At 29.8% G+C, this 23,331-nt stretch carries 16 protein-coding genes, 1 tRNA gene and 1 pseudogene; 5 read left to right on the top strand and 13 right to left on the bottom strand.

What is annotated here, in order from left to right; translation table 11 throughout:
• Positions 1-281: 281 nt before the first annotated feature.
• The gene (locus ERCIPSPA2889_RS00480; RefSeq protein WP_269472404.1) at positions 282-1,385 is read left to right on the top strand and encodes a porin; all 1,104 of its coding nucleotides are present in this window, start codon (positions 282-284) and stop codon (positions 1,383-1,385) included.
• Positions 1,386-2,132: 747 nt separating this feature from the next.
• Positions 2,133-3,587: an amino acid permease gene (locus ERCIPSPA2889_RS00475; RefSeq protein ID WP_157988928.1), complete on the top strand. Its 1,455-nt coding sequence runs from the start codon at positions 2,133-2,135 to the stop codon at positions 3,585-3,587.
• A gap of 655 nt (positions 3,588-4,242) precedes the next feature.
• Here the strand turns inward: ERCIPSPA2889_RS00475 and fmt are convergent.
• From fmt to ERCIPSPA2889_RS00460, 3 genes are all read right to left on the bottom strand, one after another.
• Positions 4,243-5,190 (bottom strand): methionyl-tRNA formyltransferase, encoded by a 948-nt coding sequence (gene fmt / locus ERCIPSPA2889_RS00470; RefSeq protein WP_157988927.1) that lies wholly within the window; start codon positions 5,188-5,190, stop codon positions 4,243-4,245.
• A 23-nt stretch (positions 5,191-5,213) separates the two neighbouring features.
• Positions 5,214-5,723: a peptide deformylase gene (gene def / locus ERCIPSPA2889_RS00465; RefSeq protein WP_157988926.1), complete on the bottom strand. Its 510-nt coding sequence runs from the start codon at positions 5,721-5,723 to the stop codon at positions 5,214-5,216.
• Positions 5,724-6,057: 334 nt separating this feature from the next.
• A tRNA-Ser gene (locus tag ERCIPSPA2889_RS00460) sits at positions 6,058-6,145 on the bottom strand.
• 982 nt (positions 6,146-7,127) lie between these two features.
• Between ERCIPSPA2889_RS00460 and ribB the strand changes: the two genes are divergently transcribed.
• The 3 genes and pseudogenes from ribB to sixA all read left to right on the top strand — a co-directional run bounded on the left by ribB (position 7,128) and on the right by sixA (position 11,522).
• The gene (gene ribB, locus ERCIPSPA2889_RS00455; RefSeq protein ID WP_157988925.1) at positions 7,128-7,772 is read left to right on the top strand and encodes a 3,4-dihydroxy-2-butanone-4-phosphate synthase; all 645 of its coding nucleotides are present in this window, start codon (positions 7,128-7,130) and stop codon (positions 7,770-7,772) included.
• 2,211 nt (positions 7,773-9,983) lie between these two features.
• Positions 9,984-10,597 (top strand): annotated as a pseudogene (gene yihA, locus ERCIPSPA2889_RS00450) (ribosome biogenesis GTP-binding protein YihA/YsxC).
• Positions 10,598-11,036: 439 nt separating this feature from the next.
• The gene (gene sixA / locus ERCIPSPA2889_RS00445; RefSeq protein WP_157988924.1) at positions 11,037-11,522 is read left to right on the top strand and encodes a phosphohistidine phosphatase SixA; all 486 of its coding nucleotides are present in this window, start codon (positions 11,037-11,039) and stop codon (positions 11,520-11,522) included.
• 345 nt (positions 11,523-11,867) lie between these two features.
• Here the strand turns inward: sixA and smrB are convergent, their stop codons facing one another.
• The 10 genes from smrB to gyrB form a co-directional block, all read right to left on the bottom strand.
• Complete coding sequence (gene smrB, locus ERCIPSPA2889_RS00440) at positions 11,868-12,344, bottom strand: endonuclease SmrB (protein ID WP_232037604.1); 477 nt, start codon at positions 12,342-12,344, stop codon at positions 11,868-11,870.
• 1,893 nt (positions 12,345-14,237) lie between these two features.
• Positions 14,238-15,206, bottom strand: coding sequence for a 23S rRNA pseudouridine(955/2504/2580) synthase RluC (rluC, locus tag ERCIPSPA2889_RS00435; RefSeq protein WP_157988923.1), 969 nt, complete (start codon positions 15,204-15,206; stop codon positions 14,238-14,240).
• A gap of 279 nt (positions 15,207-15,485) precedes the next feature.
• The gene (gene rpoH / locus ERCIPSPA2889_RS00430) at positions 15,486-16,340 is read right to left on the bottom strand and encodes an RNA polymerase sigma factor RpoH (protein WP_157988922.1); all 855 of its coding nucleotides are present in this window, start codon (positions 16,338-16,340) and stop codon (positions 15,486-15,488) included.
• Complete coding sequence (locus ERCIPSPA2889_RS00425) at positions 16,333-16,506, bottom strand: hypothetical protein (protein WP_157988921.1); 174 nt, start codon at positions 16,504-16,506, stop codon at positions 16,333-16,335. The genes rpoH and ERCIPSPA2889_RS00425 overlap by 8 nt, the downstream gene beginning before the upstream one ends.
• A gap of 257 nt (positions 16,507-16,763) precedes the next feature.
• Positions 16,764-18,410: a membrane protein insertase YidC gene (gene yidC / locus ERCIPSPA2889_RS00420; RefSeq protein ID WP_157988920.1), complete on the bottom strand. Its 1,647-nt coding sequence runs from the start codon at positions 18,408-18,410 to the stop codon at positions 16,764-16,766.
• An 18-nt stretch (positions 18,411-18,428) separates the two neighbouring features.
• A complete protein-coding gene (gene yidD, locus ERCIPSPA2889_RS00415) occupies positions 18,429-18,671 on the bottom strand; it encodes a membrane protein insertion efficiency factor YidD (RefSeq protein WP_157988919.1) in 243 nt (80 codons plus the stop codon).
• Positions 18,635-18,994: a ribonuclease P protein component gene (gene rnpA / locus ERCIPSPA2889_RS00410; protein ID WP_157988918.1), complete on the bottom strand. Its 360-nt coding sequence runs from the start codon at positions 18,992-18,994 to the stop codon at positions 18,635-18,637. The genes yidD and rnpA overlap by 37 nt, the downstream gene beginning before the upstream one ends.
• A gap of 16 nt (positions 18,995-19,010) precedes the next feature.
• Positions 19,011-19,160 (bottom strand): 50S ribosomal protein L34, encoded by a 150-nt coding sequence (gene rpmH, locus ERCIPSPA2889_RS00405; protein WP_157988917.1) that lies wholly within the window; start codon positions 19,158-19,160, stop codon positions 19,011-19,013.
• 674 nt (positions 19,161-19,834) lie between these two features.
• A complete protein-coding gene (yidA, locus tag ERCIPSPA2889_RS00400) occupies positions 19,835-20,641 on the bottom strand; it encodes a sugar-phosphatase (protein WP_157988916.1) in 807 nt (268 codons plus the stop codon).
• Positions 20,642-20,859: 218 nt separating this feature from the next.
• A complete protein-coding gene (gyrB, locus tag ERCIPSPA2889_RS00395) occupies positions 20,860-23,268 on the bottom strand; it encodes a DNA topoisomerase (ATP-hydrolyzing) subunit B (protein WP_157988915.1) in 2,409 nt (802 codons plus the stop codon).
• Positions 23,269-23,331: the final 63 nt, after the last annotated feature.

Raw genomic sequence — 23,331 nt, 5'->3', positions numbered from 1 at the left:
TAATGATTATTATACAACAATCTTTTATATATTCTATAAGATTTGTTACTTACGCTGAATTATAATGAGAACTTAGATTTTTAGCTACTGTTATTAGACCACACCAATTATTTTAGTAATAAAAGATTAGTAATATTTTTAAGCTAGATTAATTTAACTAGCAATGATAAAATCTCTAAAGAGTATAAAAAACAAAAACTCTCTGAGAGGTTACACAAAAATTATTGTCGGAAAATTTAGGTGATGAATTTCCGGATAATCACTTCAATGAGGATCATACAATGATACATCGCAAAATTCTTGCAGTAATGATACCAGCTCTTCTAAGTTCTGGATATGTTAATTCTGCAGAGATATACAATAAAGATGGTAACAAAGTTGATTTATACGGTACAATTAATTTAAAACATCAATGCTCCAAGAATACTGATGATGATGGTGATAAATCCTATATACGCATTGGTTTTAAAGGTGAAACACAAATTAGTGATCTTTTAAGCGGCTATGGTCAGTTAGAATATAACGTTCAAGATAATATATCTGAAAAAGAAAGCAATTCCGGTTCTCAACCTCATGTTGGGTTTGCTGGTTTTAAATTTTCTGATTATGGAACCTTAGACTATGGTAGAAACTATGGAGTAGGGCATGACCCGTTAGCATGGACTAATTTTCTACCAATGGGTAGAAATGACTCACCCCAATCTAATAATGGAATGATTGGCCGCTCTAATGATTTGGTAACGTATCGAAATAGCAATCTATTTGGTTTACTTGATGGATTTGATTTTGCACTTCAATACCAAGGAAAAAATAACACAGACAAAACTACAAAAGATATTAAGACAGAAAACGGAAGAGGCGTCGGTAGTTCAGTGAGCTATACTACACCAATGGGTATAGGTATATCTGCAGCCTACACTGCTGCAAATCGCACGGACAACCAAAAAAGCGCTTACTTAGGTTCAGGGCATAATATTGCTGAAACCTGGGCTGCTGCAATTAAATATGATGCAAATAATATTTACTTAGCAACAATGTATGGTGAAACTCATAATAATACTTATATTAAAAACAACGTTGAGGCAAAATCAGTCGAAGGTGTAGTCAATAAAGAACAGAAATTTGAAGCAGTGGCTCAATATCAGTTTGATTTTGGTCTTCGCCCGTCTTTATCGTATATACAGTCAATAGGTAAACAAATTACTCATTTTAACCATAAAGAGCTCTATAAATATGTTGATGTAGGAACTTATTATAAGTTTAATACTAACTTGTTGACTTATATTGATTATAAAATTAACCTATTAGAAAAAAATTATTTCACTGGTAACGCAGGTATCTCCACTAAAAATACTATTGGCCTTGGGTTAATATACAAGTTTTAATTTTTATCCCTTGCCACTTTCTATTATCTACTATTTATTATTTAAACGCATAGTAATAAACGGGGCAATAGCTCCGTTTATTAATGGTTTTTATAAAAAATATTTCTTTACTTTATTAGTATACAATTCACGCTAATATTGCTCTTTTTACATACTCAATACTGCATCTATATATAAATATGCTTTATATATCCTAATTAATATTATTATGCATGAAATAAAAATCACGCCACTTATTAGAAAAGAGTAATATTTTTAAAGAAGCTTTTTTTATTAATCACTAGAACCAACCTTATAGATCATGAATTACCCTTAAAGTTATACAGTCATAAGATATTATCTCTTAACCAATCCTGTGTCTTTTGTAAGGTTTTAGTAGATAACAAAAATCATTTAGTAAACGCTGTATACGCAGTAATTATTATGTATTTATAGTTGCATAACTGCTAGAATGAGAATGTTATAAATACAATCTATATCCATAGATTGCTTAGATTCTCATAATAATCACATAAATATAAATTTTTCCCTAAACTAAATAAAAAATTTTTAAAATTTATTACATTTGTAAAATTACGTACTGATTAAAGTATAAAAGAATGCTATCGTCATGTTCAGCTTTTATTAATTATACTATATAATATAAATTATACTGAAAATATAATTTATTAAGCATTTTTCTAATGACAGCTTTTATCTAATGTTTATTTATTGCCCTACCATTATAAATTATTAAAATATAATACCATGAAAAAAATACACCACACTGGTTTAAGAAGAGAACTCAAAACGCGTAATTTAATGATGATGGCTATAGGTGGCTCCATTGGCACCGGTCTGTTTGTCGCTTCTGGAGCGACCGTTGCTAAAGCTGGCCCAGGCGGAGCTCTAATTGCATACGCACTCATCGGTCTTATGGTTTATTTTTTAATGACTAGTCTTGGTGAATTAGCTTCCTTTATGCCAGTTTCTGGATCCTTCTCTACCTATGGCTCTAGGTATGTTGAAGAAGGTTTTGGGTTTGCGCTAGGATGGAACTATTGGTATAATTGGGCTATAACTATAGCAGTAGATCTGGTGGCAGCACAACTCATCATGAGCTGGTGGTTTCCGGATACACCTGGATGGGTTTGGAGTGCTCTATTTTTAGGGGTTATTTTTCTGCTTAATAATATTTCAGTAAAAAATTTTAGCACAGCTGAATACTGGTTATCACTTATTAAGGTAATTACAGTTATTATATTCGTAATCATCGGGATTTTAATAACTTTTTATATGCTATATTATTCTTCTAATACAGTATGGAAAAATTGGACGATTGGTGATGCCCCTTTTGTAGGTGGTTTTTCTTCAATTATTAGTGTGGCAATGATTGTAGGTTTTTCATTTCAAGGAACTGAGCTTATCGGTATCGCCGCTGGTGAATCAGTCAATCCTCAAAAAAGTATTCCAAAAGCAGTACGTCAGGTATTTTGGCGCATTTTATTATTCTATGTTCTTGCAATAGTTGTTATTAGCATTATAATTCCGTATACTGATCCCAATCTTCTGAGAACTAGCGTTCAAGATGTTAGTATTAGTCCATTTACACTAGTTTTTCAACATGCTGGGCTTTTATCAGCAGCCACCTTGATGAATGTTGTAATCTTAACTGCAGTATTATCATCAGGTAACTCAGGCATGTACTCAGCTACACGTATGTTATTTTCTTTGGCGGTTGATGGGAAAGCACCACGAATTTTTGCAAATACATCTAAGAAAGGAATACCTCGTGCTGCATTATATGCTACTACTTTGGTCGCAGGACTTTGTTTTTTGACTGTAGTATACAGTAAAACTAGCATCTATCTATGGTTGTTAAATGCCTCGGGGGTTACAGGATTAATCGCTTGGCTAGGTATTGCAATTAGCCATTACCGTTTTCGAAAAGGATATATATCACAAGGTCATAATCTAGATAAATTACCGTATCGTGCTAAATATTTCCCAATTGGACCTATATTTGCTTTTATTATCTGTTTAGTTATAACGCTTGGGCAAAACTATCAAGCATTTTTTGCTGATTTTTTTAACTGGAACGAGGTAATAGCAACCTACATAGGAATTCCTTTATTCCTGTGTTTATGGATGGGATTTAAAATAAAATATAAAAGTCATTTTGTAAAATACAGTGAGATGAGTTTTCCAAAACCAGATCACTAAGATGATTAGAGGACCTTGTTAGCACGAATAAGCTCTCATGCATAATTTTTATATATATTCTTACATAACATACATATATTATGTAATAAAATTTAAATTATAAAATCAATATAAGAATATTACTGTCTTGTTTAAGTGCTTTTAGTTATTTTCGATAAACTTTACTAAAGATAGAATAATGCCAAATTTTATATAATCTACACTAAACGTTCTCAGTAATAAACACATGAATACATGAAACTAATAAAAGATAGCTCAGAAGCAATTTACAGAGTTTGTCATTACTTCCTTACTTACCAAAAACATACGATCTGTATAATTTTGATGTTGTATATCATACAAAACCAAAAAAAATCACAAAAGAACTCACAAATTAAGTTGCAATACTAACTAACAATATATACGACATATCCATATTTTTTCTCACAAGTCTGTATATATAATGCGTATCATCCTAATTTCAAAGACAAAAACAGAGATAAGATGAGAAATATCTATTCCATAATACTATACATTCTTCGAGGATGGTGATGCTATTGGTTTTCTGTTTTATTCTATAAAATATAATATAAAAATTATTAAACATTAAAAAAAGCAATTTAAAAGTACCATAATTTTTTTAAAAATATTAATAAAAAAAATAAAATAAGCACCTTCAAGAAAGAAGCTTCCCTATGGTGCACCACGAAGGATTAGAATTAAGCAGCGCTTGCGCTGTTATTTTATTTTTCCCAGCAAGTTGTAATTCCTGTATATTGAGGATACCATCTGCGGTAAAAATCTGAATACCTTCTTTTTCTGCTTTTATAATTTCTCCAGGTCTTCTATCATTCACACTAGGTAGCACAGACGCTTTCCAAACTTTAATACATTGATCATCAATCATAAAATAACTTACAGGCCAAGGATTAAAAGCACGAATATAACGCTCTAATTGTACAGCAGATAACGACCAATTAAGACGAGCTTCTGTTTTAGTAAGTTTATATGCATAGCTATCTTGTGTTTTACCTTGTGTTTGTAGGTTATATGTATTATTCTCCAACTTTGTAAGAGTAGTCAATAAACTCACTGAACCAAGATTAGCTAATTTATTGTATAATGTGGCAGTTGTGTCAGAAAAGTGAATAGGACATGATTCTCTATGCAAAATATCCCCAGTATCTAATCTAGAATCCATCTTGATAATGCTCACCCCAGTCTCAGAATCTCCGGCACATAAAGCACGCTGAATTGGCGCTGCTCCTCGCCATCTGGGTAATAAAGAAGCGTGTACATTAATACAACCAAGGCGTGGAATTTTTAAAATTTCTTGAGGAAACATTAATCCATACGCAACAACTATTATAATATCAGCATTGAATTCCGATATTATATCCTGCTCAGCTTGAGAATTTAATGATTCTGGCTGAAGGATAGGTATTCGACTTTCTTCAGCTAATTTTTTAACTGGGCTCGCGCTATTTTTCTGGCCTCTACCAGCCGGCCGATCTGGTTGAGTTATAACTGATACTACTTTATAATGAGACAAAAGCAACGCGTTTAAATGATATTTGGCAAACTCTGAAGTACCAGCAAAAATAATCTTTAAAGAATGAGACACATACTCACCTTAATACCTCTCAGTTAATAATGATATTGCTGACGATAAAATTTTTGCAATTTCTGACGGATACGTTGTCGCTTCATTGGTGACAGATAATCAATAAAAAGTTTTCCAAAAAGATGGTCTATTTCATGTTGAATGCAAATAGATAAAAGACCATCTGATTCCAGTTCATAGTACACACCATGACGATCTATCGCTTTTACCTTCACCTTCTCTGCACGAGGAACTAATGCTCTCTGTTTAGGAATAGATAAGCACCCCTCTTCTGTTATTATATTGTCACTCTTATTTAATATAATAGGATTAATTAATACCAAACCTGTATTCTGAGTTTTTGAAATATCTATAACAATAATACATTGATGAATATCAACTTGTGTCGCTGCTAATCCGATACCTTCCTCAGAATACATCGTATCAAACATATCATCAATAATACTTTGAGTGCGAATATCTATTTTTAACACAGGTTGAGCGATTATGCGTAAACGCTCGTTAGGAAAATGCAATACCTTTAGAACAGACATAGCTTTTATTCTTAGTATTAAGAAATATAAGATTTTAATTTTCTACCTAACGATCATGAATAATATATTAAATTGGCCCACTATTAAAACAAATATAATTTTATTGAATCATAAAATTCTACTTAATATTACAATTTTAATTATTAACTCTTTCTTATGAGTTTTAGAAGTATAGTTATATAAAGCGCCACAACTCAGTTTTATGAGATAGTTCAATCGTACATTATTACTAGTTCTATAAACTGAATAAAACTTATGTATTATGGATAGCTTATATTTCTGTAGTCAACATGCCTTAATAGAAAAAAAATTTTAAGATCTACTAGTAATATCCTGGCGGAGGAGCAGAGATTCGAACTCTGGAACGGTTTCCCGTCGCCGGTTTTCAAGACCGGTGCCTTCAGCCACTCGGCCACTCCTCCATGCTTTTCTCTTCTAATTTTTCTTATAGAATGTACTATCTATAAATTACTCTTATAAATTAAACTTTTTTAGAAAAATCCATAAGATATAAAAAACACTAAAAACACTAATTTTTTTATAATAAAAATTATATTTAAACTATAACTTGTCGATTTTTTTATGTAAACAGGAAAGTAGCAGTACCTGGTAATTATTTTATCTTTTTGATTACAAATATTTTTACTCTAACTCTCAACTTATGTTATCGATAACCTATAATGTTACATTTTTCAAAAGAACTATCATACATTCTCATCTTGTACTATATAATATCCAAAAAATCACATCTAAAGAAATATTTTTCAGTATGTTGGTAACATATACACATAATAAATATTAATATGTATTAAGTATAAAAACCCTACAGTGGAATATAAAGATATCATTTACTAAGTGAAAATTATTTAAAAAAATAACAACATGATCTCTCGTTGAGTAATTTTAATATATCTATAAAAAATCTCTACTTATTTAGTCAAAAACATATATTATTTTACAATTAATTACCAAAAAAATAAACAAAAATATTATAATAAACAATACACGCATATCTCAAAGTAAAGCCACACTATAAAAATATACCTATTCTTTATTAAGAACTAATCGACTTAAGAGTATTAATATAAAGTAATAATAGTAATTTTCATTACTTGCACTATTACTTATTCAGCGCTATGATTAATAATATTATAAAATTTTTAAAAAAATATAATGATATATTTTTATACTGTACACTCTCTGAGTGACTTTATATCAAGGATACCTGTACGTAGACAATCAAAAAATCCAATATTATTTTAAAAACAACAAAAGTAATTTCAATAAAAAAATAGCTATTCTTAAAAGATATATAATTATTAAGGATAATCGCTTTTTATTTTATTAAAATCCTGACCACACTTTAGTTTTGATAATAAAAATATTTATTAAGGTTGATTGACAATGCATCAGTTAATACTTTCTCAGTTTGGAGCGCCTGAAGAGCGCGTACTTAGAGCTGTTAAGGCTTTACAATCAGGCTCTGGAGTCATGGTGTTAGACGATGAAAATCGTGAAAATGAAGGGGACATGGTTTTTGCTGCAGAAAAAATGACATTAGAACAAATGGCGCTAAGTATTCGTTACGGAAGTGGAATCATTTGCTTATCCCTCAATGAGGAACGCTTAAATACACTTAATCTGCCTATGATGGTTCATCATAATACAAGCACTTATGGTACTGCCTTTACTATTACTATTGAAGCAGTGAAAGGTATCACTACGGGGGTTTCTGCTGCTGATCGTCTAACGACCATACGAACTGCTATCGCTGATAATGCAAAACCTAGTGATTTAAACCGTCCTGGTCATGTTTTTCCTTTGAAAGCTCACGCTGGAGGCGTATTAGCACGTAGTGGTCATACTGAAGCTACAATGGACTTAGTTACATTAGCCGGTTATAAACCAGCAGGTGTTTTATGTGAACTAACTAACGATGATGGCTCGATGGCAAGAACCTCAGAAGTTATTGCATTTTCCTATCAGCACCAGATGCCAATAGTAACGATCGAAGATTTAATAATATATCGAAAATGTAAAAAAATCTAGTTAATTACATATTTATGTATACCCAATTACACTATCCTTTTTAATTATACTGGTACTTAAATAAGATAACAATCAATTCAATTATATAATTTTATTAAATATGAAAAATACACCTAAAATCCTATATATATGCATCCATATATTAAGATCATGCAATTAAAAAATATTTCTAAACTTTTAACGATAAAAATAAATGTTTTTTTAGTATAGCTTTTTATACAATGATACATATTACCTAAAAAACATTCTATTAAATGCTTATACTTATAATATAGTTATTCTTTTGTGTTCAGTTAATTGAAAAAACTAGATAACATTTAAAATAACTTAACACAATAAATATAATAAGATTAAGCTCTTCTCTTCAAGAAAAAATTTTATAAATGTTTTTATAATTTTCTAATAAAACATATCTTCTGATAGAGAGTGAGAGACTCACTAAAAAATGTATAAAGAAAAAAAATTATATACACTTAAAAGATATTATACGAATCTATTATCTGATAATTCAATCTAGTATTTCTAATATTAAAATAATGGATATTTTTCTAAAAATAAATTCATTGATATCTATAATCAATGAGTAAAATTTAGAAAAATTTTAAATTACCTACAATTCTAAATCTTATATAAATCTTTACTTGTTAAAATAAATTTATTTATATAAGAATTTTTAGCAAATCAAATCATTGTATATTAATTCTTATATGTGAAGATATAACACTATTTATTAAAAATATCATATATCAATCCTTATTGACATCTTAACTTTATATTTAATTCGATTAATAATTAACATAAAAATTATAAGCACTATACTATAATACGTCTAATGCCAGCCTATCAGTTTTTTATCTTACATCTAACAATTATCATCTCTAGTAGTATCACTCCTCATGATTCCACAATTAAAGTATAACTCTTAATATGTATTATAATGTAATATATCCTTATATTTATCTACTTGATCATGTGGCATCTCTAAACATTATATATTTTAGTGTCTTAATATTTATTTATACTAAGGTGTATTAATAATTAGAAATTGCTATATATCTAAAAACCTATACTAGAATTACAAGTTTTATCTTTAATAAAGATACTTTTATATCTAATACCTGCACAAAAAACGACATGATATAATTAAATAAAAATTTAGTATTTCAAAATCTTTTATTAAATCTATTGCATTATGACCAGTGCTATTATAACAAACACTACAGCAAAGAAAATCTAACTATCCATTGTTTTTTTGTCACCTCTATAACTAATAAAAATTCATAATATAATGTAAAACTATATTGTTATACAGCGACTGCTCTCTAATATAGAACATTTTTATAATATTATTATATAATTATTAAACAAAAATATAACTTCTATATATTCTCTACATAAAGAGAAGGATAGGAAAATTATTTTTACTCAGTTCTATATTTTATTTTAAAAACTAAAAAATTCTAAAGCATTATATTACCTACTGCTATAATTTGCTTATATAATACATCAGAAATATTCTCAACATTAAAACGAAACTATAAAAACATAATAGATGTAAGATGCATAGAGAATTTTATTTAAGTGATTAATTGAATATAACATAAATGTTCAATCAGTGAATTCGTAACCCAATATAGGATAATCAATATTACAGATCTAAAAGAAAAAATGAATTTTTAAACATTTTATACATTACACTTTTTTCCTCTTTTTTATTAAAGTATTTTGATCAAAATATTTTAAATTATTATGCTCAATAATAAATGATGCAAAAATTGTATTATCTGTTAAGAAAATTAATAACAAATTATCCAAAACGCCTTATTCTTATAGGTTACTATAAAACATTAAAGATTAGTCTTAATAGTGAACATCACAATTCTTATATGGATAAATACACTAATATCTAAAACCACTAAAAAATCTTATAGTAATTAATAAAAAAATTATTCTTTACAATTTGTAAAAAACACAATCAAATATCTATTTTTATATATACAGTTAATATATTAAATAAAAAATGCAGATACAACATCTCAGCCTATCTAATTCAAACATTATACCAATATTTTTTTTAAAACTGTATGCAACGGATCATACATAAGATAAAGTTTACCGAATTAGTAGATGAATAAATTCTATTATATAGGTTAGATGCTTTATTTCTAAATATAACCCTCATTGCTCTTTTATAAATACGGAGTGTAGTTCATGTCTATTTTTAATTATCACCTGACGAAATTTATTGCCAGTGCTCCTAGTTCACATCATTTACCAACTGATAGTGGTATTGAAGTTGCGTTTATTGGTCGCTCAAACGCCGGTAAATCTAGCGCATTAAACGCATGCGCAAATCAAAAAAACTTAGCTCGTACAAGCAAAATGCCAGGATGCACACAATTCATTAATCTATTCCAAATTTCTGAAGGTTATCGCTTAGTGGATTTACCTGGTTATGGCTATTCAAATGCCCCAGAAGTGATTAAAAAAAAAGAAACACTATTCTAATGGATTATCTAAAAAATCGACAATCCCTCAAAGGATTATTGATTCTTATGGATATCCGAAACCCATTAAAGGAACTAGATCAAAACATGATTATATCAGCTCTAGAATATAATATAGAAGTATTAGTGCTTTTAACGAAGGCAGATAAGCTAAATTACAGAAAGTGCATCATACAACTACATTCAGTGCGTCAAGTAACAAAAATGTTTCCCAGTATAATAAAAGTTCAGATCTTTTCTGCAAAAAAGAAAATAGGTATAGATACACTTTGTCAACAATTAGATGAGTGGTATCACAACATTCTGACTATAAGATAAGGTGAGTTATAATAATTCTAAGATATTAATAAAAAGAAATAGCAATATTATAATAAGTTTTAAAATAAACCTTTTCTTTGTATTTCAAGTGCCTAACAAAAAGACCCTTTTATAGCGATCTATATAACATATATATTATTTACTAAAGTTAAATTTTAATGTTTTTAAATTACTAAACATACTTTAATAGCCTGAATTTTCTTTTAATCAAAACCTTAAAAGAATAAAAGATAGTCATATCACTAATTAATCATTTGTTCTAATAATATTCTAACGCAATAAATAATAATATTAGTGTATATCTTAGTGGTAATCATATGTTTATTTAATAAATAAAATTATTTGATAATCACAATTTTTCTTTATTTATTTATTTATAACAAAAAATATATTATGCTTTATATTTCTTTTAAAATATTTATTTTTCTTTTGGTAGCTAATGAAACTTTTTTTAATGCGTCATGGTGAGGCTGACTTACAAACGCACAATGATTTTTCTAGACCTTTAACTGCTTGTGGATACAGCGAGTCTCGGGCAATTGCCAATTGGCTTCGTACAAAAAATATTAATATTCAACAAGCATTAGTCAGTCCCTATCTGCGTGCACAACAGACTCTAAGCGTCATTTGTGAGGTGTTCCCTTTAATAACTAATCAAATAAATACACTGTATGAACTTAGACCGAATGGAAAATCTAATCAAGTCTTATCTTATTTACGACTACTAGACAATAAGATTACTCAGTCAGTGATAATTATTTCACATCTTCCTTTTATTAATGCTCTTTTAACAGAGATTTTTTTAAATGAAAACAACAGAATATTGACACCCTCATCTATTGTTTGCATTGATCTACATTTTTGTTCCTTATTAAATAAGTTACAATGGACAATCTCTCCTGCAGAGATTCCTAATAATCCATGATTTTTAACCTACAATCGTCACTATCTATAGATTGCCTTCTAAGCATAAAATATTAATAATTAATATTTTATTTTATTTTAGTTTAATGTTTTAATGTAATACTTATTCTTATAGGAACTCTTACGTTATATAACAAATAAATATTTAACCTTTTGTACATATGCCGTGTATATAAAAATAATCAAAAAGAAACTTTAATATTTTAATCATTAACTCTTGGTATCTAATAAATAAAGCTTACGTTATGTATTGTACTCTCTGAAGATCACTGCAAGAAAAATATTACCAGAAGAAAAACTAAATATAATACTCTACCTATATAATATGAATTTTCATTCATATGAATTAATCGATCAGTTCAATTAATACTAGTAATGCAGCATCCCCTCCAAACTGCCTGGGGGCTTGATGAAAAGCCAAAACTAATGGATGTTGAGCTAACCAAAAAGGCATTCTTTTCTTAAGAATATTTTTACCATGCCCATGCAAAATTCTAGTACAATACAAATGATTTTGTCGACAAGTAGCAATCAGCGCACCTAATTCTTTTTTAGCCTGTATTTGAGTTAGACCATGTAAATCAAGAACAATTTCTGGGGTATAATCACCACGATATAGTTTTTTTAACTCATAATGATTTACGCCATGACGTATATAACGTAACATTCCTTCATTAGTTATAAGTGGTTGAAACTCATCGGAAAAATAGTAACTATTATCTCTTTGTATTGATGAAGCACGATCAAATGTCCTATGATTTAAACTTTTTCGTACTGGCTTGTGCACTATAGTATCTTGAACTAACTGACGAGTGCCACTCATTAAATCAAAAAATATTTTTTTTTTCTTCTATACTAAAATTTTTTTTATCATTCATTATTAGTGCCACCTTTCTGAAAGGAAAAATTTATATATATTTCAAGTAATGTTCTTAATATAGCTTTATCAACCTATATAATATCTTTTAAAACTTGTATCAATTCAACGTGCTTAAAATAAACACTCTAAAATAAAAAAAAATCAAACATCATGTATTACCCATATAATATGATGTATTATCATGGAATACGTTAGAAAATATTATTTGATAGCATTAATTCTTAATATCTTACTTTTAATTTAGTGTAACATTCAGTTTCTGCATACACCGCTACTGGTTATATACTGACCTAAAAACAATCCAGACTCATCACTGCAGTTACTTTTATTATTAATAATCTACTAATTATTTAATGACTATTACATAGTAATATATTATAAAAAATATTGACTCTGAATATTTAAAGAAAATCTATAACTCATGGCTTGCCACATCTAACATAAGTATAAACTATATAATCCAATCGAGCCTAAAAAGAAACTTCTAATTGCATCATCAAGAACACTAACCCCTTACAGCATCTAAAATAAAATTTTATCTGGATAATAGTATTGCGACTATATAGCGGTGCAACATGCTAATTAATCCATCAATTCAGCGTATAACAGCAGAATAGAGCTTCTTCTAACCATATCCATTAAAAAAGAAAATTTTGATATAATTCTTACAAAGCATTTAATAATTTCATGAGAACGCGCAACCTTAAAAACAAAATAAAACATAGATTTTACTAGATAAGCAATCGTCTCTAATATTTTAAAAAAAACATACTAACCTGACTAATATATTTTTATTATTTCCTATATTTTTAGTATAAATTTTTATAATTTATCAAGATTAACCGCAATCTTTAAAATAAGAGATTTAGAGACTTTTTACCCTAAAGTTATTTTAAATTTTGTATAATATATTGATTTGATATTACTATCCTTGCCGTTATTTACATTTTCTATTTAATATAAATACTTTACCAATCAATATTGATAAAACATATATTGACAACTGTAATGCGCTACCAATCATTCTATTAATATAATATACAGATAGCTCAGTTAATGAGAAAAAATTAAAGGCTATATTTTAAATTTCTTTATTATATAAAAAATATCAGCTTTTAAAGCTATCACTTATACATAAAATAGCCTACTAAGACTAAAAACAAAGCGGATCAAAATCCTACTAAAATTGATAATAACATTCTACATTTAAATAAATAACAAGTTTTTTTATCTACCTGTTATAAGACCTCTTAATTGATATCAATAGAAACAAGGATAACACTGTAGTATAATTATACCATTATAGTTGTAATACTCTTAATAAACTTATTATAAATAATTCTAACTATTAGTATCTATAATAGTCTCACTCATATCATTAATCCTGTATTATTTGTGTATTAAGATAATGTTTTTTCATTTATCGCTATAAAAACTTAATAATAAAAACTTTAATACTATAAAAAAATAAATAACATCCTATTAGATTACTATCTATATCATTAAACTAAATTTAATTTAATTTAATAGTAAACATACTTTTAGTTAATTTAATACAATCCATGTAATATTTATTAATACTATCCACTAATTAGTTCTTAAATATTTTTATCAATAATTAAAAATTTTTATTTTCTACTTAAAAATCTATTTTTCTCATTAAAATTTTATATCTATCTTATCTGCCTATAGAAAAATCTGATAAATAATAGTATATTATTGAATCTATTCTAATTATATACAAACGATTACTAATCAATGACCAGTTATAAAAAATATATATTAATTTCTTTAATCGACAATTTATTTACTTTAGAAAAAGCAGTTAAATTGATTTCATTTTAGAGGAGTTGCACTAAAACGTAATCTTTGTAAACAATTTTTTAGTTGCTTATCTAGCGGTGCACTAATCAGTGTAATTTTTTTCGTATGTGGATGTGTAAAAGATAATGTAGCTGCATGTAAAAAAAGACGTTGCAGTCCAATACCTTTAAAATGCTTACTAAAATCAGAATTTCCGTAACGATTATCTAAAATAATAGGATGACCTATATGTAAAGCATGTGCACGAATTTGATGCATACGCCCAGTTACAAGAGATGCTTTAACTAAAGTTGCAATGTGAGAATAGTGCTCTTTTATTTGAAATAATGTTCGCGATGGTTTTCCATCTTGATGGACTTTTACTGTAGAGTGATGATTCAATTGGATGGTTTTCAATAATGGAACATCCACTATTTTCACATGCATCGGCCACCGTCCTTGAACCAGGGCTAAATAATTCTTCTCCATGCTATTTTCACGTAATTGCTCATGGAGCATGCGTAATGAAGATCGTTTTTTAGCTAACAATAGCACACCTGATGTATCTCGATCAAGACGGTGCACTAACTCAAGAAAGTCTGTAGCTGGGCGCAATGAACGTAATGCTTCAATTACTCCATATTGTAAACCACTACCACCATGTACTGCTATCCCAGAAGGTTTATTAAGACCTATTATATATTCATCTTCATAGAGAATGGAATCTTCTAATGCAGTTACTATAGCCATTTTTTTAGATATATTCATATCTTGTGGCCGCATTATACGAATTAATGGAACATATATTTCATCTCCAGTTTGGAGTTTATACCATGGTTTAATACGTTTTTTATTAATTCGAACCGCCCCCGTACGCAAGATCCGATAAATCATGCTACGTGGAACTCCTTTTAATTTATTGTGCAAAAAATTATCTATACGTTGTTCTGCAAACTCTGGGGCTATTATAAAAATATTTTTCGAAAAAGTGTTATTGTACATAATAAATAATTCTATATTATAGATCTATTATAACTCTGGATTTTTATGTATTACATACCTATAAGTGCTATTTAAGAACTTATCAAGTATCTCACTCAAATACATACGCAAACTTATTTAATATATATTAAAGATTCATATTAAATATTATTTTTAATTATTTTAATAAAAAATAAAACAATCTCTGTTTTATTAACAATAAACATTGTCGACACACTAATTTAGTGATTTACCATATTAGAATCATAAATACCACAATATATTAGAATATAGTATATCTTAAACTAAGATGGCTCTACGTAATTTTTGCATAGCATTTTTCTCTAACTGTCGGATACGTTCAGCAGAAACACCATAATGATTCGCTAATTGTTGCAGAGTAGTTTTATTCTTCTCATCTAACCATCGTGCTTTAATAATATGCTGACTCCGATTATCAAGAGCTTGAAGTGCTACACTAAGCTTATCGGAAGCGTAGTCCCCCCAATTGTCCTCTTCGATACCAGTGGAAAAATTAGATGATAAATCTTGTAAATAAAACATTGGGGTTAGCGCCTCATGTTCTATATTATCATCTGGCTGAGGATCAAAAATTAAATCTTGAGCGGACATCCGTGATTCCATTTCACGAACATCTTTGCTGCTAACTCCAAGCTCTCGAGCAACCATGTCAACCTCATCTTGATTAAACCACCCTAAACGCTTTTTAGTTTTCCGCAAATTAAAGAACAGCTTTCTCTGTGCTTTTGTAGTAGCAACCTTAACAATACGCCAATTACGTAATACATATTCATGAATTTCTGCTTTAATCCAGTGCACAGCAAAAGAAACTAAACGTACACCGATTTCCGGATTAAAACGGCGTACTGCCTTCATGAGACCAATATTACCTTCTTGGATTAAATCTGCTTTAAGTAATCCATAACCAGAATAATTGCATGCAACATGCACCACAAAACGTAAATGAGATAAAATTAATGTTTTAGCTGCTACTAGATCACCATGATAATATAACCGCTCAGCCAATCTTTTTTCCTCGTCTGCTGTTAACATTGGCCAAGAATTTACTGCCCGAATATATGCATCTAAGTTTCCTAAAGAAGAAACAGTGAGAGTTTGTATTTCTTTAATCATTCGCGCCCTCTCTTGATAATGCGATGTAATAATAGAACCTCTCTAAAGTACTATTCATGCCATGCTTAATAATAAATATTAATGCTACCTCCATTGGTGGAACTAACCCCCTATGGTCAAACATGCTAGTTCTAGATAACACAATTTCTTTATATTGCACCTTCATAAAATATTCAAAAATTCAATGATAGGTCTCACTATATATATACGATCTTATCAAAATCTATTAAAATAAAAATCATTGATGCTATCAATGACCTAAGCATCACAAAAACAAATAACTAAAAATTATTAATACTAGACTGAAATATGATCTAGAATAAACTACTACTGATTCTTGATTGATAATTTAGATTATAGATTTATACTCTGCCTGTTTCCTAGATATAATAAAATCCACTCATGCAATAAAAAGTTTCTATGTTATTCTGAGTGTTTATCTCGAAAATACAAGCCACATTTTTCTAAATCTTGATAAATCATATGCTGTTGTAATAAAGTTACCAGATTGCTAACAATATAGTATAGAACTAAACCTGAGGGAAAACATAAGAAAAAAGCAGTAAAAATAACTGGCATAAAAGTAATGATTTTTTGCTGTAAGGGATCTGTTGCTGTTGTTGGTGATAACTTCTGAATAAAAAACATCGTAGCACCCATTAAGAGTGGAAGAATATAATATGGATCCTGTGCAGATAAATCTTTAATCCAAAAAATAAACGATGCATGTCTAAGTTCTACTGATCCAATTAACATATAATACAACCCTAAAAATATAGGCATTTGAATTATTAAAGGCAGGCATCCTCCCAATGGATTAACTTTTTCTCTTTTATATAATGCCATCATTTCCTGACTCATGCGCTGCTTATCTTCTCCACATCGCTCACGCATCGATTGAATTTTTGGCTGAAGAATACGCATGCGAGCCATAGAAGTATACTGGGCTTTACTGAGTGGATATGTAATACTACGCACGATTAACGTAATAAGAACAATTGAAAAACCCCAATTATTGATAAAGTGATTAATAAACTGCAGTAATTTAAATAAAGGCTGAGAAATAAACCACAACCAACCATAATCTACCGTTAGTTCCACATATGGTGCGACCGTGCTCATGCGCTCTTGTACTTCTGGTCCAACCCATAATGTGGCTTCTAGAGTCTTTTGAGAGCCTGATGTAATGACTACCGGATCCGATTGACAACTAATGGAAACTATGTTATTATATAAATTATCTGTATATAATATATTATTACCTCTTGTTTTTGGAATCCATATAGAAGCAAAATACTGCTGTAACATCGCTATCCAACCATTCGTAGTTATTACATTTAAGTGCTTATTTTTTTTAATAGTATCAAAATCATACTTGGAATATTTGCTCTGACTACTAGAGTAAGCTGCACCACGAAAAGTGCGTAAAGCAAAATTTTTACTATTCGTATTACGATTTTCTGGTAACTCACTAGTCTGCCTAAGCTGACCGCACATTGCGACCTCTATAGGATTCATAGATTGATTATGAATCTGATAAGAGACATCAATAGCATAATTACCGCGATGCAAAACAAAAGTTTTAATATAAGTGATATTATTTTTTGAAACAAAAGTTAATGGAATACGTAATTCATTTTGATTCTTTAATAGCTCAAAATGATTTTGCTTACTAAAATAAACCGGTCGTATATCATGAGCTATATCATCTGGTCCATCATGACCCATTAATCCACTTTTGGCTTGATATACAAAATCTGGGCTAGACTCTAAAAGTAAAAAAGGATGCTTAGAACCTAATTTATCTGAATAGGATAATAATGCAACCTGATCAATATCACCTCCACGAGTATTGATACATAAAGATAAAACATCAGTTTTGACTGTGATCGTTGTGTCTAAGTTACCCTTTAATGTATCCTGCTTTATATTATGACTCTCTGGATTCACAGTCTTCTCTGTCGTCTGATATGATTTTGGCTGAATAGTTTTTTCCATGTAAAAAATCTGCCACATAACAAAAGATAAAAATAGACAAGCAATGACCAAGAATTTACTTTTAGAATGCATTATTCAGACTCTCTGAAATCAATATTTACGTGGCGGCACTGGATGCTTACTACAAGAACTAAAAGGATGACATTGTAATATACGCTTTATGGACAGCCACCCACCTTTAATCGCACCAAATCTTTGCAATACCTCAATACTATATTGCGAGCAGGTTGGCTGAAAACGACAACACGGTCCTGTTAATGGACTTATAACATATCGATACATTCTTACCATAAAAATTAAAATCTGCGCACTAAGAGATAATGACGATGCCATAATTTCTCCAATACTATTGCAAGAGCATAATTATCAAGAGACATAATCCCGCGTCTTACTATAACCACAAAATCCATCCCTGGGAGTTTGTGTTGATTGTGACGAAAACTTTCCCGTATTAATCGTTTAACTCTATTACGTTCGTGCGAATGTTTAAGATTTTTTTTAGAAAGAGAACAACCAATCCTTGGGTGCCCTAGTGTATTAAAACGCCCAAGAATCGTAATATAAGTTATACTAACTCGTTGCGGTCTCTGGAAAACAAAATTAAAATGCGCGGAATTTAATAAGCGTAACTTCTTTGTAAATAAATATTCCATCATATATGATTCAAAAAAATTAGTACTTATTACTTGAAACAGTTAAACGTACTCGGCCTTTAGCTCGTCTATGAGATAAAATTTTTCGACCGTTTTTGCTTTTCATGCGAGAACGAAAACCATGAGTGCGGTTACGTTTAATCACAGAAGGTTGGAAAGTACGCTTCATACCTTTTTCCTAAATGCTAACTAAAATGTATTATCTAGCACACATCAAACATATTACATACAACTATGTGTGCACCTATACCGGACTTACTTTGCATAATACTACTTGTAAAGTTTAAGTAAAATAATAAAACAATTATAAATATAAAATATTATAATACAAAATAATAATACAAACTATAACAATATTTAAATTGTTTATTTTTTATACTCATATGAGTTTTAGAAAATCCTATAATAATCTACTAGTTAGATAAAACTTATTTTATTATATTTCAACTAATTTGATAACCTGATAAAAAATTTATAATAATTTGAATCAATACCATTATTATTGAATAATTAAAATGAGGTTCCGCTGTTCATAAATCCAAATAATAATTATATTAATAAAATCCTCTATAATTTTAATCTTATATAAATAAGAACATCACAATAACTAAAAAAATAAATAAAAAAACTTTTAAAATATTTAAGCATTCAATACATACCTGAGTTAACATACATATTAATATTATAGAATCTTTATAGTATATATAATTATCACTCATCTATAGAAAAACAATATAAAAATATTTAGTATTTCATACTAATTAATTATTTTAAATAATTAAATCATAATACATATATATAAAAAATGCAAGATACATGAGAATTCTTACAAATTTTCCTTCTTTAAGTAAAGCTTTCAATTGCTAATGCTACACCATCTTCTTCATTACTTTTTGTGAGAAATTTTGCTACTGACTTTACCCGGGAGATACTATTACCCATAGCTATACTTGTACCTGCATACTCTAACATAGCTAAATCATTTTCTTGATCGCCAATCGCCATAATCTCACTCCTTGAATATCCTAAAATCTCTGCTATAAATCGTACAGCTGCGCCTTTATTGGCTCGTTTATCAAGAATTTCTAGATAGTATGGTGAACTTTTCATAATAGTATACTTCTGAAACACCTTTTCTGGAATACGAGCGATGGCAGCATCTAGTCGATCTGGAGGATCTAGCATCATCACTTTAGGGAAAGTTAAAGCACGATCCATATTACCCACAGAGCAATAACGTAAAGGAATTCCAGTCATCCAAGCTTCATGAACAGTATATTTGCTAATATTTCTATTCGATGTAAACATTTCTGTTTTAGTTAAGGCCTGAAAATGAACCCCTAATATTCGTGATAATTTCTCAAAATAAAGATAATCATCAAAACTTAGTAACACCTCAAAAAGACATTCTCCACTTATTGTTTTTTGAATTAATGAACCATTATTGGTAATGCAATATTCATCATCCTTCTGTAAGTCCAGCTCATTAAGATAAGACTCAACACCAACAAATGGTCTTCCAGTAGCTAGGACAACTTTAACCCCCGTATTGTTAACTCTCTTGATAACTTTTTTTACTTGTGGTGTTAACTCATTCCTCGGGTTAAGTAATGTGCCATCTATATCAATTGCAATTAATTTGATCGTCATACTATCCTCAGAATATTACTATATCTTCTTACTCTAGCATCATACAGAAAAAATTTATAACATAGAGTGAAAAAAAACTAAAAACAATTATCCTGCTATAATGTAATTTGTCTGGAAGAAAATTTTTCTATACCTAACCTGTAGAATAGTACTGAACGGCTATAAAGTGTATAGTAGTAAGACTATATTTCTTGATTATGTGAAAATTTTACTAAACATTAAATATCGATATGAGCAGCACGTAAAGCATTGGTTTCAATAAAAGCGCGACGAGGTTCTACTGTATCCCCCATTAAGGTACTAAACAACTGATCAGTTTTACAAGCATCTTGAATGGTTACTAAAAACATACGCCGACTCTTTGGATTCATTGTAGTCTCCCATAATTGCTCCGGATTCATTTCACCTAAACCTTTATATCTCTGCACTGATAAACCACGACGTGATTCTGCAATCAACCAATTAACTGCCTGCTCAAAACTGGATACCGATTGACGACGATCTCCGCGCGCTACATACGCGTCTTGTTTAATGAGATCACGTAATTCTCTACCTAATACAGAGATTCTTTGATACGTGTCACTACATATAAAAGCATTACCTAATAAATACTCTGTCTTTTCGCCATATATATGTCCGTGCAGGATTGGCTCAAATAAGTTTAATTCATAGTTTTTTTGAACAACTCCGTCATAGTACCCACCATTTACATTATTGTCATTTAAGTTATTCAATAAACCCTGTAACCACTCTTCTACTACTGTCTCTATTGTTAAATCACTTAAGATTTTGTGATAAATGAGCGCATTTAATAATTCTATTGGATAACAACGCTCTAATTTTTTAATCATTTTGTGTGTACATTGAAATGTATTTACTAATCTTTCAAGCTGTGTTCCATTTAAATCCAGCATGTGATCACCAACATGTAACACAGCTGTATCAAGAGCACTGGACATTTGATATTGATCCATCGCATCATCATCTTTAATATATTTTTCCTGCTTACCTCTCTTAACCTTATATAGTGGTGGTTGTGCAATATAGAGATGTCCTCGCTCGATAATTTCTGGCATTTGACGATAGAAAAACGTTAAAAGTAATGTGCGAATATGTGATCCATCAACATCTGCATCAGTCATAATAATAATGTTATGGTAACGTAACTTATCTGGATTATACTCATCACAACCAATACCACAACCTAAAGCAGTAATCAAAGTTGTCACCTCCTGAGAGGCGAGCATTTTATCAAAACGCGCTTTTTCTACATTAAGAATTTTTCCTTTTAATGGTAAAATGGCTTGATTTTTACGATTTCGCCCCTGTTTTGCAGACCCACCAGCTGAGTCACCCTCCACTAAATAAAGCTCAGAGAGAGCTGGATTTTTTTCTTGGCAATCAGCTAACTTTCCAGGTAAGCTAGATAAATCTAATGCACCCTTGCGGCGAGTTATTTCTCGTGCACGCCGAGACGCTTCCCGAGCACGAGCTGCATCAATAATCTTTCCAACTATTATTTTTGCATCACCTGGGTGTTCTAATAGATAGGCGTAAAGCAACTCATTCATTGTTTGTTCAACTACCGTTTTTACCTCAGATGAAACTAGTTTATCTTTAGTTTGTGAAGAAAATTTTGGATCTGAGGATTTAATTGATATGACAGCAATCAATCCTTCGCGCGCATCATCACCAATAGTAGAAACCTTAGCTTTCTTGGTATACCCCTCTCTATCCATATAAGTATTTAAAGTACGAGTCATAGAAGATCGAAAACCTACAAGATGGGTTCCACCATCACGTTGTGGGATATTATTAGTAAAACAATATATAGTTTCCTGAAAGCCATCATTCCACTGTAAGGCAACTTCTATACCAATATTATCTTTCTGGGTAATGTAATAAAAAATATTAGGGTGAATCGGTGTCTTATTTTTGTTTAGATATTTGATGAATGCTTGTAGCCCACCTGTATAATGGTAATAATCTTGTTTATCATGGCGTTTGTCTTCTAAAACTATGGAGACCCCAGAATTAAGAAAAGATAACTCCCGTAAACGTTTTTCTAAAACTGAATATTCAAAATCTATAATATTTTTAAAAGTATTGTGACTAGGCCAAAAACGAATTAATGTTCCTGTTAAGTTAGTCTCACCTATGATATTAAGTGGAGCTTGTGCTACGCCATGAATATAAATTTGAGAATATTCTTTTCCTTCACGAAAAATAGTCAACTCCAATTTTTCTGATAATGCATTTACTACAGATATACCGACGCCATGAAGACCTCCAGACACTTTATATGAATTATCATCGAATTTTCCACCAGCATGTAAAATCGTCATAATGACTTCAGCAGCAGAAACTCCCTCTTCTGTATGTATTCCAGTAGGAATACCACGTCCATTATCTTGTATGGACACAGAGTGATCAGGATAAATCGTTACACTAATATGGGAACAATAACCCGCAAGTGTTTCATCAATCGCATTATCCACTACCTCAAAAACCATGTGATGTAAACCAGTTCCGTCATCTGTATTACCAATATACATACCAGGACGTTTTCGTACTGCATCAAGCCCTTTTAACACTTTAATACTCGAGGAATCATACATGTTTGGCATCAATCTTTCTCATTAATTATAATTTTTAGATAAAAATACTATTATACTATTATTTCTACACTA

The sequence above is a fragment of the Candidatus Erwinia haradaeae genome (genome assembly GCF_900698985.1).
Classification (GTDB): Bacteria; Pseudomonadota; Gammaproteobacteria; order Enterobacterales; family Enterobacteriaceae; genus Erwinia_E; species Erwinia_E haradaeae_B.
The sequence above is the reverse complement of the archived record's forward strand: the minus strand, read 5'-3'. Positions and strand labels throughout refer to the sequence as shown.